Below are 17,159 nucleotides of genomic sequence, written 5' to 3' on the forward strand. Positions count from 1 at the left end.
ATGATTTTGGCGGGCGCGGCAGCGGCACTGTTCCCGAGCGCGACCGCTATCGCGCAGGTGTCCAGCGAAGACCCGCTGCCCAATCCCCGACCCCGGTCTTCGCTGGAGAATTATTCGCTACCGCCCGGCCCGGATCAGACATCGGACCAGAATGTCCTGCAGGGACCAGTTGACGAGGAAATTCCGCTGGCCCGCCCACCTGTTGTTGCGCCAGGCCCAGCCCCAGCCCCAGCCAGAGCGCCAGCCAGAGCGCCAGCGCGATCCGATAGTGAAAATTCCGGCCCTGCAGACAGCGAAAGCAGTCCAGCGCGGACACCGGTCAGACAGGCCCCGCCCCGCCCCGGGACCACCGAAGCGGTGACGCCGATGGAACCGCAACCGGCGCGCGAGGAACCCGCAGCGGCAACAGCAGAGCGGCCCTCAGCGCCCGACCGGACAATCACGGAGACCGAAGCAAATCCGGCGCCGCCCGAAGCTCTGGCAAAGCCTGAAGCGCCCGATCCGCCTGACCGGGCGAATGACTGGCTGCTGTTGCTGGTCGCAGCACTGTTTTTTGCGATGCTGAGCGGGATATATCTGTGGCGCACATATCGCGCGCGCTCCAGGGTTACGAAGGCTGTCCGGATTGATGCCCTCAAAGCCGGCCCGGCTGTTCCAGCTGAAATTCAGCCGGCACCTGCCCCAATGGCGCCGGTCATCGCGATAGGCTTTGAGCCCCGAAAGGCCAATGCGACCCTGTTCAATGCAGTGGTGGGATTCGAGCTGACACTCTCCAATCAGGGCGATGACGCTCTGACGGACATCAGGGTTGACGGCGCCATGGTTCAGGCGGCAAAAAATGGCAGCGGCGCTCCCTTGTCGGGCGATCTCGCGCCATTGCAGGTCATTCCCAGCCTGCGGGCCGGCGAGACCGAAACGGTCATCTCCGAATTGCGGATCCCCCTGACCAGCATCGATCCGATCAAATTCCGTTCGCAAGCCCTGTTCGTTCCATTGGTGCAAATTTCGATTAAATATACCGATGGCGCAGGCTTCGAACATTTTCAGACGGCCGCCTATCTGGTCGGCCAGGAGCATCAGCCACAGCGCCCGAAAATGGCACCGTTCCGGCTGGACTTGGGCCCCCGCAGCTTTGCCCCGCTTGGTCACCGCCGGCTCGCCGAGGGATGAGATATTCAGGCCCCGCCAGCAGCCAGAAATGATTGTGGCCGAGGTCACAGATCACGGCCTCGGTTTTCCATGTAAAAAGTCCACATAAGCGGTGGATTCGCGGAGCAATGCGATATAGCCTCGACGTCAGGAAATCGAATCGCTAGACGGCGGGTCGAAACGCGCAAATATTTGCGGGCATGAGGAGTTTAATATGGAATTGCTGGTAACGACCGAGTGGCTGGCCAATGAATTGGGTGCGTCCGATCTGCGAATCGTCGACGCGACGAAATTCATGGCCGATGCCGGACGCAATCCTGCAGCGGAATATGAGGCGGGCCACATCCCCGGTGCAGTATTCATGGACCTGAGCGAATTGACGGATTCAGGCAACCCGATCGATAATATGCTGCCGCCGGCCGAGAAATTTGCCAGCCGCATGCAGTCGCTCGGCCTCGGCGACGGCAGCCGCGTGGTTCTCTATGACGACAGCCCGCTCAAGAGCGCAGCCCGCGCCTGGTGGATGCTGACGATTTTCGGCGCCCATGAAGTCGCCATTCTCGATGGCGGCATCGCCAAATGGAAAGCCGAAGGCCGGCCATTGGAAACCGGCAAGGAAGCTCTGCGCCACCGCCATTTCACCGTCTGGAAAGACGAAAAGGACGTCCGCACCAAGGCCGATCTACTCGCCAATCTGCACAGCAAGGACGAACAGGTTGTCGACGCACGCCCTGCCGACCGGTTCAGCGGCGAAACCCCCGATCCTCGCGGCGACACAGCTTCCGGCCATATCCCGGGCTCGACCAATATCCCTCACAGCAGCTTCTTCAACGCTGATGGAACATGGAAAAGCGCCGACGAAATCAAGACTATCTTCAGCGACGCTGGTATCGATCTTGCCAAACCGCTGGTCACGACCTGTGGTTCGGGAATGACCGCTGCGGTGGTTTCCTTTGCAGCGGCGCTCGCCGGCGCGGAAAAAACCGCCCTTTATGATGGCAGCTGGGCCGAATGGGGTGCCGACGCAGACACTCCGAAAGAAACCGCTTGAAGATGACGACGCTGCTGGAACTATAGTTGGCCGATCACGACCCTGGTTCAAAAAAGCCTGCGACGCAGGTGGTTACCGGCGGTCGACGGAAAATCTGGACCGGGGCCGTGGTCAATCCGCCGGTCTGGCGCGGCAGCACGCATCTTTATGACGATGTAGCCCATCTCAGGGAAGGCCTGAAATCGAACGACGACGGCCGTTTTTTCTATGGCCGCCGTGGCTCGCCGACCCAGTGGTCGCTGGCCGAGGCACTGACGGAAATGGAGCCCGGTGCAGCCGGGACAATGCTCTACCCTTCTGGTGTCGCCGCCATTTCCTGTGCGCTGCTGGCGGTGTTACAGCCGGGTGACGAGGTCCTTCTTACCGACAGCAGCTATGACCCCAGCCGCAGCTTTGCCGATGTTTTCCTCAAACGAATGGGGATCAGCGCGCGCTATTATGATCCATTGATTGGTGCGGACGTCGCCACTCTTTTCGGTCCGAATACCAAGGCAATCCTGATGGAAAGCCCGGGAAGCCTGACCTTCGAGGTTCAGGACGTCCCGGCGATCTGCCGGGCGGCGCAGGCCGCCGGCATTGTCACCCTGCTCGACAACACATGGGCGACCTCGCGATTCTTTCCGGCGCTGGAACATGGCGTTGATATCACCATAGTTGCGGCGACCAAATATATCGTCGGTCATAGCGACGTCATGATGGGCGCGGTCACCACCCATGACAAATATTGGACCCGGCTCCGCCGCATCGCCCAGCAACTGGGCCAGGTGGTATCACCCGACGACGCCTATCTTGCCGCACGCGGCCTCAGAACGCTCGACGTCCGGCTGCGCCAGCATGAAGCGAGCGCGCTGCAAATCGCCCGCTGGCTGAAGCAACGACCAGAAGTCGGCCTGGTCCTCCACCCTGCCCTGCCCGATTGCCCGGGGCATGAAATCTGGAAGCGGGATTTCAAGGGTGCTTCGGGTCTTTTTTCTTTCGAACTGTCAGACGGCGACGACCAGAGCCGCGCCGCCTTCATCGATGCGCTGACGCTGTTCGGCATCGGTTATAGCTGGGGCGGTTTTGAAAGCCTCGCCCTGCCGGTTGATCCGGCGAAGCATCGCACGGCAACGCAATGGGCCGGAACAGGCCCGCTGGTGCGGCTGAACATCGGACTGGAGGATCCCGACGATTTGATGGCGGACATTGCCAAAGGCTTTGAACATTACCAAAGTGCGCAATCATGATCGAAAACGCCCTCAAATATCTGGAAGCCCTGGCTCCCGATACGCCGCGCAACATCCAGTATATTGAAGGTATCGTTGCCGCCGGACTGGCTGCCATCGCCTTGACGGCGGGCTGGTATCTCAGCAAATATATCGGGCCCAAATTGCGCCACCTCTGGGAAGCGCGCGCCGGCTATGAAAGCGAACTTGCCGGCCGTCGCATTCGCGACATGACCCGCCGGGCGACCACGTTCATCCTGTGCGGCATATTTCTGGCCGCCTATCCCTGGCATCTGATCGCGCAGGTCGTCTTTTCCCTAACCATCGCGATCACCGTCGGCCTGTTTGCCAATGACCTGATCCGCGGGGTACGGATGCCGGACTGGCTGGGCACCGCGATCGGCCTGGCTCTTTTCGTCACCATCGGCTCCGGTCTGGTTGGCGGCATCGCGCCGATCGCCGAGGCAATGGAACGGGTCGGCTTTGACCTCGGCTCCCGCCGGATATCCCTGTGGTGGATCGTAACCGGGGCGATGACCGCCGTCATGCTGTTCGCAGTGGCCCGCGCCCTGATGAAAATAGTCACGCATGTCATTGGCAACAGCCAGCTGGATGGTGCGCAGAAAGTCCTGGGCCAGAAGCTTGCTATTGTCGCGATTTTCACCGGTGCTTTCGTACTCGGCCTCGACATCCTCGGTATTGACCTGACCGCGCTGGCGGTCTTCTCCGGCGCATTCGGCCTCGCCATCGGCTTCGGCATGCAGAAAACCATCGGCAACCTGATCGCCGGCATCATCCTGCTGATGGACCGTTCGATCAAGCCAGGCGACGTGATCGCGGTCGGCGATACCTATGGCTGGGTCAACAAGATCGGCGTGCGCGCGGTCTCGGTCCTGACCCGCGAAGGCAAGGAGCATCTGATTCCGAACGAGGATCTGATGACCCGCGAAGTCGAAAACTGGTCCTACTCCAGCCCCAATGTCCGGATCAGCATACCGGTGGGGGTTTCCTATAATACCGACATGGATCAGGCGATCGAGTTGATGAAACAGGCCTGTGTCGATGTACCGCGCGTATTGAACCATCCCAAGCCGGTCGTGTGGATGCTCGAATTCGGAGACAATAGCGTCAATTTCGAAATCCGCTGCTGGATCAAGGATCCGCAGTCGGGCGTCGGCAATTTCAAGGCCGCGATCCTGAAGCGGGTCTGGGACCTGTTCAAGGAACATGACGTCGAAATTCCGTTCCCGCAGCGCGACGTCCATATCAAATCCTTGCCGGAGGGCGGGATTATCAAACTTGAAGCCGGCTCGAAACCGACGGTGAGCAACCCAGAATCGACCGCAACCAAATAAACGTTTCGATCAAACCGGGAGCTGGCAATGACCGCCCGGGACATGAAGTGACGCATTATTAGCCACTCTGAATCATATCCGCCTAAATTTTAAGCGACCGCAAAACATTTTGTGGCGCATCGGCAACATTTTCAATTTATGTCACCAATTCTGTCGTTTTCTTTCTTGTGCGGCGCAATAATTTGGACCAGTTTTACCTTACATGTTTGGAGACTGTTCGCGTTCGGGGCATCTGGCGCAATAAAAAGACAGCCGAAGCAGAATACAGGAGGGGCGATTCGCATCAACGAGAAAGGGATTTCCATGCGCACGTCCAATATGAATAGCCTTGGCAAAAAAGCCAAACTGAACCTCGCCGGCCTTTCGGCCATCCTGCTGGCCAGCACAGCGGCGCCGGCCTTCGCTCAGGACGCCGACGCGCCCAGCGCGATCACAATTTCAGGAAATGCAGCGGTCACCTCAGATTACCGTTTCCGCGGCCTGTCCTTTTCCGACGGCGATATCGCCATCCAGGGCGGCATCGATGTCGCCCATGAAAGCGGCTTCTATATAGGGACCTGGGGTTCTTCCATCGAAGACAGCGCCACATATGGCCACACCGAGCTGGACGTTTACGGCGGCTGGTCGGGTGAAGTGACATCCGGCCTGACCCTCGATGTCGGACTGCTTTACTTCATCTACCCCAATGGTGAAGGCGGCATCGCTGGCCCGAGCGACTATTTCGAGCCCTATGCTTCGGTTGCCGGCTCCATCGGTCCGGTCGAGCTCACAAGCGGAATCGCATATGCCTGGAGCCAGGACAGCCTCGGAAATTCCGACAATGTCTACATCTATACCGGCGCATCGGCAGGAATTCCGAATACGCCGATTACCTTGAATGCCAATATCGGGATCAATGACGGTTCGTTGGGCAATCCAACCGGCGTTCTTGGCGACAGTGATTATGTCGACTGGATGCTCGGTGTGGATTGGGCGGTTACCGACAATCTGACCGCAACCCTGGCCTATACCGATACCGATGCGCCAGCGGTCAACAATTTCACTGACAGCGCGATCGTATTCACCCTCGGCGTCTCGTTCTAAATTCACAAAAATAGCGCTGGAAAAGGGGGCTGCCCGGACAACCGGGCAGCCTCTTTTTTTTAACTGGCGGCGACCAGCCTTTGCGTCGCCGGATGGCGGGGATGATCGATCACCGCCTGTATATCACCGGTCTCGACAATGCAGCCGTCATCCATCACCGCAATCCGGTGGCACAACCGGCGGGCAGCGGCGATATCGTGGGTGATGAACAGCAGGCTCAGGCCATTCTCCCGCTGCAACCTGGCAAGCAGCGCCAGAATTTCTGCGCCCACCAGCGGATCGAGCGCGGACGTCGCCTCGTCGAGCACCAATAATTGTGGCGAAGCGATCATCGCCCGCGCAATCGCCACCCGCTGCGCCTGACCACCGGACAGACTCGCCGGCATGCGGGTCAGAAACTCTTCAGGCAGATCGACATCGGACAAGGCCTGTCGCGCGCTATCGTTGCACTCGGCCCTGTCCAGATCGGGCCGCAGATTGCGAAGCGGTTCGGTGACGATGTCGATCACCGTCCACTGGGGATCGAGACTCGCCACCGGGTCCTGAAACACCGGCTGGATCGACCGGCGCATTTCGAGAGTGCGATTGCGGCGCTGCGGAAGCGCGCTGGCTTGCCACAGGATTTTGCCCTGGGTCACCGGACCGATACCGGCAATAGCGCGCCCGAGCGTCGACTTGCCCGAACCCGAGCCGCCGACCAGGGCAAGGGACTCGCCCTGCCGCACCGTAATGCTGGCATCAACCACGGCGGAGATTCTTCCGCGACGCCAGCCGGGCCGCTGGAATTCGACAGCGACATCCCGAGTCCCGAGCAGGATATCGCCGGGCTGGCTCAGCTCCGGCGCTGGCTCGTCGAGGCGCGGCGTGGCAGCGATAAGGCGTCGCGTATATTCTTCCGCCGGATTTGCAATGATATCCGCGGCCGGCCCGCTCTCGACCACCCTTCCCTTGTCCATCACCACCAGCTGATCGGCATGGCCCTCGACCGAAGCAAGATCATGGCTGACCAGAAGCATTGCCAGCCCCTGCTCTGCGCGCAGCTGGTCGAGAAGCGTCATGATCTCTGCCCGCAACGAGGCATCCAGCGCGCTGGTCGGTTCGTCGGCGATCAGCAATCTGGGCCCATGGGCAATCGCGGCGGCGATCATCACCCGCTGGCGTTCCCCGCCGGACAACCGGTGCGGGAACTGATCGAGCCGCTCGTCGGGCCGGGAAAGACCGACCCGCTCGAGCTGTCGCACCAGTTCAGCCCGCGTCGGCCGGGCCGATCCGGCCTGCATGGTGGCTTCCTGCAATTGCGCCCCGACCGTCAGATGCGGGGTCAGCGCCGTCAGTGGCTGCTGGAAAACAAAGCCGGCGAGCTTGCGACGGGCGTCGCTCAACTGACCGACATCGGCGCTGGCAAGATCGATACCATCCAGCCGTATCAATCCGCTGGCTACGCCCGGCGTCAATCCGAACGGCGTCAGGCAGGTCAGGCTTTTTCCCGAACCGGACGCACCGATGATCGCGGTGCACTGGCCCGCGTCAACGGCGAGGCTGACCTTATCGACGAGCCGGTTGCCCGCTATATCCACCGCCAGATCGCGAATTTCGTACAGGCTCACGAGAAGCGGTCCCGCAAGCGTTCGCCCTCGACCGTCAGGCAGACCAGTAGCACCACCAGCACAGCGCCGGGCAGCAACAGACCAAGCGGCGTCATGTCCATGTCGTCGGCGCCCTCCTTGACCAATATTCCGAGCGAGGTCAGCGGCTCCTGAACGCCCAGCCCGAGAAAGGAGAGAAAGCTCTCCACCATCACCACCTGCGGCACGGTGAGCATCAGATAGGCAAGCGCGACACCGGCGATATTGGGCAGGATATGCTTCCAGAGAATGGTGATCGGCGGCGTCCCCGCCGCCTCCGCCGCCAGGATGAACGGTCGCTGCTTCAGCGCCATCACCTGCCCGCGGACAACCCGCGCCATGGTCAGCCATTCGACCAGCCCGATGCCGACGAAGACCAGCAAAATCGATCGCCCGAAGACCACCATCAGCAGAATCACGATGAACATGAACGGCAGCGCGTACAGGCCATCGACAATCCGCATCATCACCTCGTCGACCCGGCCGCCAACCCAGCCCGCAGTCGCGCCCCAGGCGATGCCGACGATCAGCGAAACCAGCGCCGCAGCGATAGCGACCATCAGCGTGATCCGGGTTCCCGCCGCCAGTCTGGCCAGCCGGTCGCGGCCGATTTCATCGGTGCCGAATATATGTGATCCACTGAACGCCGGCGCGCGGACCGCATCCCAGTCGATCTGGTCATAGGTCCACGGCATTAGCCACGGCAGCAACAAAGCCAGCGCGACTATCACCAGAACAATGACCAGCGGGAAATGGCGTGTCAGCATCGCCTCATCCTTCCCGCATTCTGGGATCGAGCCAGCCGTAGATCAGGTCGGCAAAAAGGTTGAACAGGATGATCAGCGCGGCGTAGAGCGTGACCACTCCGAGCACGAGCGGATAGTCGCGGTTGAGCGCGCCCTGGACAAAATAGCGTCCGAGACCCGGCAGTCCGAAGACCGTCTCGACCACCACCGCCCCGGTCAGAAGCCCTGCCGCAGCAGGTCCCAGATAGCTGGCAACCGGCACCAGAGCCGGCCGCAGCCCGTGCTTGAACAGGATTTTCGTTTCGGAAAGACCCCGCGCTCTCGCCGTGCGAATGTGATCCTGCTTGAGCACGCTCGCCAGTCCGGCACGGGTCAGCTTGGCAATCGCTCCCGATACTGGCAGCGCCAGCGCGACCACGGGCATGATGAGCCATGCGACACCATCGCCGGTTCCGGACACTGGCAGCAAACCCAGCCACAATCCAAACAGCAGCGCCAGCGCCGGTCCGGTAACAAAGGTCGGCAGCGCGGTGGCGACGGTCGCCAGCATCATGATCACCTTGTCGGCGGCCTTTCCGGCTCGCACAGCAGCAAACAGGCCAGCGGTCACACCGATGGCCAGGGCCATCACGATCGCCAGTCCCCCGAGCATCAGGGAAATCGGCAGACCCTGCGCGATCAGTTCAGATACGGTAAAATCGCGGTAGACCAGAGACGGCCCGAAATCACCCTGCACCAGCCGCGAGACATAAAGCCACGCCTGGTCCCACAAGGGCCGGTCCAGACCATAAGCCTGTTGCAACGCCGCCTGCGTCGCCGGATCGAGCGGGCGCTCGCCGTCAAACGGACCGCCGGGTGCCAGCCGCATCAGAAAGAAAGAGGCCAATATGATCACCAGCAGCGTCGGGATTGCCGTCAACAGCCGCCGGGTGATCAGGCCAAACACCTGCTGCTAGAGTTCCATCGCGCCGAAACAGCTCCGGACTTCCTGCACGAACAGTTCAGGCACTTCCATGGCGGCAAAATGCCCGCCTTGTTCCGCCTCGCCCCAATAGCGCAAGTCCTTGAACCGCTGCTCCGCCCAGCGGCGCGAGGGCGTGACGATTTCATTCGGGAAAATACTGCACCCCGATGGAATGTCGACGGGATCGATATTGATTGAGCCAAAGCTTTCCCGGTACAGGCGGGCCGAGGAGGCTCCAGCATTGTTGAGCCAATAGATCATGACATTGTCGAGCAGCCGGTCACAGTCGAAATTATCATCCGGCGCTTTCGCGTCATCGGACCAGCCCTGGAATTTTTCCATGATCCACGCCATCTGGCCAACCGGCGAATCGGCCAGGCCATAGCCGAGCGTCTGTGGCCTGGTCCGCTGGATCTCGGCATAGCCCGAACCCTGCGACTGATAGTCCATATAGCGCGCGAGCGCCGCCTGCTCTTGCGGAGTCGGATTGGCCATCATTTCGTCAGACGGCGGTCCGGTGACCACGAAATTGACATGGATCCCCGCACAATGGCCGAGATTCTGCGCGCCGATAACCGATGTCACCATGCCGCCCCAATCGCCGCCCTGGGCAAAATAGCGGTCATAGCCGAGCCGGGCCATCAGCACGTCCCACGCCCGGGCAATTTTCTCCATGCCCCAGCCGGTCGCGACCGGTTTTCCCGAAAAGCCGAAACCCGGCAGGGTCGGAATCACCAGATGATAGGCATCCTTTGCCTCGCCACCAAAGGCCACCGGATCGGTCAGTGGCCCGATGACATCCATGAATTCGATAATCGAACCGGGCCAGCCGTGGGTCATGATCACCGGCCGCGCGTTCGCTTCGGGCGAACGGATATGCATGAAGTGGATATCGACCCCGTCGATCTCGGTCAGATGATGGTCATATTGGTTGAGCTCGTCCTGACAACGCCGCCAGTCGTAGCTGGTCCGCCAATGTTCGACGACGGTTTTGACATAATCAAGCGGGATACCCTGCGACCAGTCATCCACCGGTTCCGGATCGGGCCAGCGGACATGGCGCAACCTTATCTCCAGATCATCCAGTGCGGTCTTCGGGATATCAACGCTAAAGTCTCTGATTTCGTCGCTCATCGGCTTATCATCCTAAATCGGCACCCATACCTGTTGACGGAGGGTTGCTCTGTTAACTTCCTCATTCCGCGAGAAACTCGGGGTGAACGAATATATGCTACATCGTCGGGACCGGAACCTCGCCCGAATAATCATAAAAGCCCTTGCCGGTCTTGCGGCCCAGCCAGCCGGCCTCGACATATTTGGTCAGGATTGGCGCGGGACGATATTTGGGGTCGCCGAAATCATTCTGCAGCACCCGCAGGATTTCAAGCAGCGTGTCGAGTCCGATCAGGTCGGCCAAAGTGATCGGCCCCATCGGATGGCCGAGGCCCAGTTGCACGCCGCGGTCGATATCTTCCATCGAAGCGGTGCCTTCACCGAGCGCGAAGAATGCTTCGTTAAGCATCGGCAGCAGGATGCGGTTGACGACGAAGCAGGGCGAATCCTTCGCCATGACCGGCGACTTGCCCACCGCTTTGGCAAAATCACTCGCCATTGCGGCGGTCTGATCGCTGGTCGCGAGACCGCGGATGACTTCGACCAGCCCCATCAACGGAACCGGATTGAAAAAGTGCACGCCGACGAACCGCGAAGGATCTTTCACCGACTGCGCCAGCCTGGTGATCGAAATCGAGGACGTATTGCTCGCCAGTATCGCCTGATGGCCAAGCACTTCGGAAGCGGCGGCAAAAATCTGTCGCTTGATCTCCTCGCGCTCGGTGGCGGCCTCGATAATGATATCGGCACTGGCCATCGGGTCCAGCTGCACGATCGGCTCGATACGGGACAAGGCCGTGTCGGCTGTCTGCCGGTCGATCTTTTCCTTGTCGACCAGTCGCGTCAGCTGCTTGGCGATGCCGGCCTTGCCGCGTTCGGCAATCTCGAGGCTGACGTCCGACAGATAGACATGATAGCCTGCCTGTGCCGAAACCTGTGCGATACCGGCACCCATTTGTCCCGATCCGATTATGCCAATTGCTTTCATTCCATGCCTTTCGCGCTGTTCCTCGTGATATCACAAGCCACTAGCGATTGTCGGGCAAACTGGCTAGATTGCAAATATGCCCCCGATCATATTCATAGCTGGCCTGTTTGCCGCCGTCGCCACAACCGCCGCCTTGCCGGTGCCACAGCCGGGTGAAATCCCGACCTTCAGGGACTGGGCCGTCGGCTGCGACAATATCGGCAATTGCGAGGCGGTATCGCTGCTGGCCGAAGAGGAAGGCGGCGGTTTCGACGACTGGGGTGGTCCGATCTCGATCATCCGTACTGCGGGCGATGACGATATTTTCAAAATCCGTGTCCTGTTCGATGGCAAGGGATTCGACCGCTATAAAATGATGGTCGACGACAAGCTGGTCGACACCGGTCCGATCGTCGAAAGCGACTATCCGATCGAGATTGTTGGCGAGGACGCCAAGAAAGTCGCTGACGCGATCATCAAGGGCAAGCGGCTGGTCGTGCAGGGACCCACGGGAGAAAATATCACCCGGATTTCGCTGGCCGGCTCGTCCGCGGCACTGCGCTACATCGACCAGAAACAGGGTCGCGCCGGTACGGCCACCGCTCTGGTCGCCAGGGGCAAGCGGGCATTCCAGCCCGCGAAGGCCGAACTGCCAATGATCGCCGTCGACCAGTGGGAGACCTCGAAGCTGGTTCCCGAGGCCGGCGCTCTGGTTGCCCTTGCCGAGGATTCGAAATGCAAGGAAGACCGCTACGGGCTGGTCGAGGATCAGGCCTTTCCACTCGGCAAGCGTGGAGATGTATATCGCGCACTGGTGCTGATTTCCTGCGGCTCCGGCGCCTATAATTTTACCAGCGCGCCTTATGTCGGCGAATATCAAAAAGACGATAGCGCTGGCTGGACCTTCACCCCTGCCAGATTTGACCGCCAGCCATCATGGGGCGGAGAAGGCAACCAGCCGCTGCTGGTCAACGTGGGCTGGGACGAGCAGGACCAGACGCTCAGCAGCTTTGGCAAGGGCCGCGGTCTTGGTGACTGCGGCAGCGCCGAAAATTACGTCTGGGATGGAGAAATATTCCGCCTGATCGATGCCAGCGCGATGCATGAATGCCGTGGAGCCTATCAGTGGATCACCGTCTGGCGCGCCCAGTATCGCAAAGCGGACCAGGCTGCGACGACCGGGAAATAGTCCTCAGGGCGCGTGCTTGTATGGGTGGGCTTCCACCAGCATCAGGGTGAAATAATCGCGCTCGTCGCTCCATTCGTGCAACGGCGTCCAGCCGCCGGCCCGCAGCATCAGACGGGCATCGCGCAAGCCATATTTGTGACTATTCTCGATATGCAGTCGCTGGCCCTCGACCAGCGCGTGGGCCGCCCCGTCGATTGAAAATTCCACATCCTCCTGCGCTTCAAGATAAATCTCGATCCGGGCATAAATGTCGCTCCAGACAGCAACATGCCGGAATTTGTCCACGGGAATATTGCCGTCCAGTTCGCGGTTGATCCGGTCGAGCAGATTGAGCGAAAATTGCGCGGTCACGCCAGCGCTATCGTCATAGGCGTTGACCAGTATCTGCTCGTCCTTGATCCGGTCAAAGCCGATCAGCAGTTGCGCGCCTTCGCCCAGGGTTTCGCGCATGAAACGGAGCAGGTCGACCGAGGTGCGGGCGATCATATTGCCAATCGTCGAGCCGGGGAAAAAGCCGAGCTTGGGCATGTCCGCCACCGCTTCTGGCAGTTCAACCCGCTTCATGAAATCTGCCTCGACCGGGAGTATCGGCAGATCCGGAAATTCGTCTTGCAGCTGTGATGCGCTATGCTCGAGAAACTCGCCGCTGATGTCGATCGGGACATAGGCCGCCGGATCGATCGCCTTCAGCAGATGGGGGGTCTTGGTGGAACTGCCGGAGCCAAATTCAATCACCGCCCGCTTCGGTCCCACGGCTGCTGCAAAAGCGTCACCGTTGGCCTCCAGCAGCTTTGTCTCGGTCCGGGTCGGATAATATTCGGGAAGTTCGGTAATCTCCTCGAACAGCTCCGATCCGCGCCGGTCGTATAGCCAGCGCGCCGGAATCGCAAAGGTCTGCCTTTCAAAACACCGTCTCACGTCCTTGCGAAAGGTATGATCGACAAGCGTAGTGGTCATATCCATGGGGGTGTCCTTTGCGTCAGATATTTTTGGCAAGCCGCAGTCCGCAGAACTGCCAGCGCTGGTGGGGGTAGAAGAAATTGCGGTAACTGGTCCGGACATGGCCGGGCGGCGTGGCGATGCTGCCACCCTTGAGCACCGCCTGTCCCGACATGAACTTGCCATTATATTCACCCACCGCCCCATCGGCGGGTGCGAAGCCCGGATAGGGTAGATAGGCGCTGCCGGTCCATTCCCAGACCGCTCCGCTGTTGGGCAAGCCATCACTGGCAGCAACTTCCCACTCCGCTTCGGTCGGCAGGCGCGCGCCGGCCCATGTTGCAAAGGCGTCGGCTTCATAATGGCTGACATGTTTGACCGGTGCCGACGGATCAACATCGAGCGTCCCGGACAGACCAAATTCGGACCATCGCTGATCAGACGTGCGGCTCCAGTATAGCGGCGCCTCGATAGCCTCTGCCTGCACCCAGGCCCAGCCGTCGGACAGCCAGAGACGGGCGTCGCGATAGCCGCCGTCTTCGAGGAACCCGAGCCATTCGCCATTGGTCACCGGACGATTGGCGATCGCATGCGGGTTTAGCAGCACATCGTGGCGCGGCCCTTCGCAATCAAAAGCAAAAGCCGGACCGTCATGACCGATCTGCTGGATTCCGGTCCTGCCCTCGATCCATTGCACTGGCCCGGGATCGGCAGCGCGTGCGGTCGGCTTGGCCGAATAAGCGGGCTTGAGAGGATTGCGGGAGAAGAGATGCAATATGTCGGTGAGCAGCAATTCCTGATGCTGCTGTTCGTGATTGAGGCCCAGTTCGACGAGATCGAGCAATTCCTCCGGAAATCCTGCCATCGCCTCGGCCATCGCGCCATCGACATGGCTGCGATAGGCCAACACTTGATCGATCGACGGGCGGGTCAGCAGGCCACGTTCCGGCCGCGCGTGCCTTGCGCCTTCGGCTTCATAATAGCTGTTGAACAGATAGGGAAAGGCTTCGTCGAAAAGCCGATAGCCAGGCACATGGTCGCGCAGCAGAAAGGTTTCGAAAAACCAGCTGATGTGCGCGAGATGCCATTTGGTCGGTGAAGCATCGTCCATCGATTGCGCGGTCGCGTCGGCGTCGCTCAGTCCTTCAGCGAGCCGCAGCGAATGGGTTCTGACCTGTCTGAACCGCTCCAGCAGTTCACCCGATCGGGGAATATTTTTTGCGTCGGATGAAGGCGGACAGGGAGAGTGCGGTTGGCTGGCGATCGGTCCTACTCCGGTGGATGCTCGGGCTCGTTCTGGAACATAGCGCGAACGATGATTAGGTCAACAACGCATATTTGCGCGGGATGGTTGCAAGAATTCATCGCGCGTTCCGGGAATGCGGGCTAGCGCGATGCCCCCGGCACCCAGAGAATATCATCTTTGCCGCCATTATTCAGCGCCCGGCCGAGCACGAACAGATAATCCGAAAGGCGGTTTACATAAGCCAGAGCCTGCGGATTGATCGCCATTTCCCGGGCAGCGGCGACGCAGGTCCGTTCGGCCCTGCGGGCAATCGCCCGCGTGCAATGGATGGCTGCAGCGGCCTTCGAACCGCCTGGAAGAATGAAGCTGGTCAGCGGATCCAGATCGGCATTGACCGTATCGATTTCCGTTTCCAGACGCTCGACTTGAGACGGCACGACCCGAAGCACCATTTGCGAAGGGGCAAAATCGTCGCCCTCGACCGCCGGTGTCGCCAGATCAGCGCCAAGATCGAACAGATCGTTCTGGATGACCCGCAATGTCCGGACCAGCGCATCGTCGTCGGCAATTTCGCAAATCGCCAGACCGAGCGAACTGTTCAGTTCATCGACGTCGCCAATGGCCGCCATGCGCGGATCATTTTTCGCCAGCCGGGATCCGTCAACCAGTCCCGTCGTGCCGTCGTCGCCGGTCTTTGTGTAAATCTTGTTGAGTTTTACCACCGGGCGAGCCGACTAGCTCTGGCCACCGGCCAGAACCAGCAACACGACCACCAATACGATGGCAATCGCCTGATATTTGACCCGCGCAAACATCATCTCGTTCTGCTTTTTATGCGATGCGGTGATGCCGTCAGCGTCGACATCGTCCGGCTTCATATTGGCAAAGGCAATCAGCCCGCGCGCGAGTGCAAAAACAGCGGCGCCAGCGGCTGCGAGGATCATCAATATCAAAATATAGCTCATGTGTTCACCTTAAACCTATGAAAGCGAGATTCCAACCGGGAAGATGTTCCGGCGGAGTTGCTGGACCAGTTCATAACCGTCGTGGCCCGCCATCCGCAATACGGACAAAGAGGCAGAATCGCGACTTTTCGAGAGCTTTGCACCGCTTTCGTCAAGCAACAGGGGATGGTGGAAATAAACCGGCGTCGGCAGGTCCAGCAGCGCCTGCAGCACGCGATGGACATCGGTCGACGCAAAGAGATCATCACCGCGCACGACATGGCTGATGCCATCGCGGGCATCGTCCAGCGTCACCGCCAGATGATAGGCGACCGGCATATCCTTCGGGACAATGACGACATCACCAAGCTTTCCGGCATCAACGATCTGCTTGCCGTGCCGTTCGTCCACCCAGTCAAGCGGCCCGGTCCTGGCCATTGCCTTTGCGATATCGAGGCGCCAGCTATGCGGCTCGGTCCGTGCCCGTTGTTCGGCGAGGGCGCGGTCGAGATGACGGCAGGTGCCGGCATAAATCGGGCCATCCGGCCCTTCGGCCGGCGAGCCGCCCTCCTGAATCTGGCGCATGCTGGCACGGGTACAGAAACAGCGGTAAAGCATATCCATGGACTTCAGTCGCTCCACCGCGGCAGCATAGCTGTCCCAGCGATCGGACTGGAAAATCACCGCCCCGTCCCAGAGCAGCCCGAGCCAGCGCAAATCGGCGAGGATCGCGTCGACAAATTCGGGGCGGCTGCGCCCTTGGTCGATATCTTCGATTCGAAGCAGGAAACGGCCACCGCGCTCGCGAGCGAAATCATGCGCCACCATCGCGGCATAGGCGTGACCCAAATGCAACAATCCGTTGGGGCTGGGAGCGAAACGCACCACAATATCTCGATTTAATTGACCACTTGACGTCATGATGAGGATATTGTTCTTTGTGTCATCGTCATGTCATGTTCTTAGGGATAAAGAACGGGCAGTAAAGGACAAGGGAGACAGCGCTTATGTATCACCCCGACTTGCTGAGGCATCCGGAAAGCTGCCCTTCGCTCGTCCTCAACGCCGACTATACGCCTCTTTCTTATTATCCGCTCAGTCTGTGGCCTTGGCAAACTGCGATAAAAGCGGTGTTTCTCGACCGGGTCGATATCGTCTCCAGCTATGAGCGCGAGGTACACAGCCCCAATCTCGACATGAAAATCCCGTCGGTGATTGCGCTGAAGAAATATATCAAGCCGTCCGAATATCCGGCCTTTACCCGGTTCAACCTGTTCCTGCGCGACAAGTTCGAATGCCAATATTGCGGATCACCCAATAATCTGACCTTCGATCACGTCATCCCGCGCCGCCAGAATGGCCGCACGACCTGGGAAAATGTCGCCACCGCCTGCCTGCCCTGCAACCTCAAGAAAGGCGGCCGGACACCGAAAGAGGCGCACATGCAGCTCGCCAACCGGCCGATCAAACCGACCAGCTGGCATCTGCAGGAACATGGCCGGGCTTTCCCGCCCAATTTCCTCCACGATACTTGGCACGACTGGCTCTACTGGGATATCGAGCTGGAGAGCTGACTCGCCCAG

Annotated in this window: 17 protein-coding genes; 7 read left to right on the forward strand and 10 right to left on the reverse strand. The window is 60.0% G+C overall.

The features are described from left to right. The 5 genes from HUO14_RS14940 (at nt 1) to HUO14_RS14960 (ending at nt 5,843) form a co-directional block, all read left to right on the forward strand. Nucleotides 1-1,170 (forward strand): hypothetical protein, encoded by a 1,170-nt coding sequence (locus HUO14_RS14940; RefSeq protein ID WP_176280648.1) that lies wholly within the window; start codon nt 1-3, stop codon nt 1,168-1,170. Nucleotides 1,171-1,363: 193 nt separating this feature from the next. Beyond that, nucleotides 1,364-2,200, forward strand: a complete 837-nt coding sequence (sseA, locus tag HUO14_RS14945) for a 3-mercaptopyruvate sulfurtransferase (protein ID WP_176280649.1) — start codon at nt 1,364-1,366, stop codon at nt 2,198-2,200. 26 nt (nt 2,201-2,226) lie between these two features. Further along, nucleotides 2,227-3,426 carry a cystathionine beta-lyase gene (metC, locus tag HUO14_RS14950; protein ID WP_176280650.1) on the forward strand — a complete coding sequence of 400 codons (1,200 nt, stop codon included), beginning with the start codon at nt 2,227-2,229 and terminating at the stop codon, nt 3,424-3,426. Then, nucleotides 3,423-4,760: a mechanosensitive ion channel family protein gene (locus HUO14_RS14955; protein WP_176280651.1), complete on the forward strand. Its 1,338-nt coding sequence runs from the start codon at nt 3,423-3,425 to the stop codon at nt 4,758-4,760. The genes metC and HUO14_RS14955 overlap by 4 nt, the downstream gene beginning before the upstream one ends. A 303-nt stretch (nt 4,761-5,063) precedes the next feature. After that, nucleotides 5,064-5,843: a TorF family putative porin gene (locus HUO14_RS14960; RefSeq protein WP_246255708.1), complete on the forward strand. Its 780-nt coding sequence runs from the start codon at nt 5,064-5,066 to the stop codon at nt 5,841-5,843. A 59-nt stretch (nt 5,844-5,902) separates the two neighbouring features. Here the strand turns inward: HUO14_RS14960 and nikE are convergent, their stop codons facing one another. The 5 genes from nikE to HUO14_RS14985 form a co-directional block, all read right to left on the reverse strand. Next, a complete protein-coding gene (gene nikE / locus HUO14_RS14965) occupies nt 5,903-7,450 on the reverse strand; it encodes a nickel ABC transporter ATP-binding protein NikE (protein WP_176280652.1) in 1,548 nt (515 codons plus the stop codon). Continuing rightward, nucleotides 7,447-8,235 carry an ABC transporter permease gene (locus tag HUO14_RS14970; protein WP_176280653.1) on the reverse strand — a complete coding sequence of 263 codons (789 nt, stop codon included), beginning with the start codon at nt 8,233-8,235 and terminating at the stop codon, nt 7,447-7,449. Before HUO14_RS14970 ends, nikE begins: the two co-directional genes overlap by 4 nt. A 4-nt stretch (nt 8,236-8,239) precedes the next feature. Next, entirely contained in the window at nt 8,240-9,160 is a 921-nt protein-coding gene (locus tag HUO14_RS14975) for an ABC transporter permease subunit (RefSeq protein WP_176280654.1), read from the reverse strand. Between the two features lie 6 nt (nt 9,161-9,166). Next, nucleotides 9,167-10,312: an epoxide hydrolase family protein gene (locus HUO14_RS14980; RefSeq protein ID WP_176280655.1), complete on the reverse strand. Its 1,146-nt coding sequence runs from the start codon at nt 10,310-10,312 to the stop codon at nt 9,167-9,169. Nucleotides 10,313-10,409: 97 nt separating this feature from the next. Beyond that, nucleotides 10,410-11,279 carry a 3-hydroxyacyl-CoA dehydrogenase family protein gene (locus HUO14_RS14985; RefSeq protein ID WP_176280656.1) on the reverse strand — a complete coding sequence of 290 codons (870 nt, stop codon included), beginning with the start codon at nt 11,277-11,279 and terminating at the stop codon, nt 10,410-10,412. A gap of 76 nt (nt 11,280-11,355) precedes the next feature. Here HUO14_RS14985 and HUO14_RS14990 point away from each other — a divergent pair, with 76 nt between their 5' ends. After that, a complete protein-coding gene (locus HUO14_RS14990) occupies nt 11,356-12,447 on the forward strand; it encodes a DUF1176 domain-containing protein (protein ID WP_176280657.1) in 1,092 nt (363 codons plus the stop codon). A gap of 3 nt (nt 12,448-12,450) precedes the next feature. On the opposite strand, the gene egtD is transcribed toward HUO14_RS14990, so the two are convergent. The 5 genes from egtD to gluQRS form a co-directional block, all read right to left on the reverse strand. Beyond that, a complete protein-coding gene (gene egtD, locus HUO14_RS14995; RefSeq protein ID WP_176280658.1) occupies nt 12,451-13,410 on the reverse strand; it encodes an L-histidine N(alpha)-methyltransferase in 960 nt (319 codons plus the stop codon). A gap of 16 nt (nt 13,411-13,426) precedes the next feature. Beyond that, nucleotides 13,427-14,599, reverse strand: coding sequence for an ergothioneine biosynthesis protein EgtB (gene egtB / locus HUO14_RS15000; protein ID WP_176280855.1), 1,173 nt, complete (start codon nt 14,597-14,599; stop codon nt 13,427-13,429). Nucleotides 14,600-14,772: 173 nt separating this feature from the next. Beyond that, nucleotides 14,773-15,354, reverse strand: coding sequence for a cob(I)yrinic acid a,c-diamide adenosyltransferase (locus HUO14_RS15005; protein WP_176280659.1), 582 nt, complete (start codon nt 15,352-15,354; stop codon nt 14,773-14,775). Between the two features lie 12 nt (nt 15,355-15,366). After that, nucleotides 15,367-15,597 (reverse strand): HIG1 domain-containing protein, encoded by a 231-nt coding sequence (locus HUO14_RS15010; RefSeq protein ID WP_176280660.1) that lies wholly within the window; start codon nt 15,595-15,597, stop codon nt 15,367-15,369. 15 nt (nt 15,598-15,612) lie between these two features. Then, on the reverse strand, nt 15,613-16,497 hold the full coding sequence (gene gluQRS / locus HUO14_RS15015) for a tRNA glutamyl-Q(34) synthetase GluQRS (RefSeq protein WP_176280661.1): 885 nt from the start codon (nt 16,495-16,497) through the stop codon (nt 15,613-15,615). Nucleotides 16,498-16,583: 86 nt separating this feature from the next. Here gluQRS and HUO14_RS15020 point away from each other — a divergent pair, with 86 nt between their 5' ends. After that, on the forward strand, nt 16,584-17,150 hold the full coding sequence (locus tag HUO14_RS15020) for an HNH endonuclease (protein WP_176280662.1): 567 nt from the start codon (nt 16,584-16,586) through the stop codon (nt 17,148-17,150). Nucleotides 17,151-17,159 lie beyond the last annotated feature (9 nt).

Origin of the sequence: Parasphingorhabdus flavimaris (genome assembly GCF_013371215.1) — a bacterium.
GTDB classification, from domain to species: Bacteria; Pseudomonadota; Alphaproteobacteria; order Sphingomonadales; family Sphingomonadaceae; genus Parasphingorhabdus; species Parasphingorhabdus flavimaris.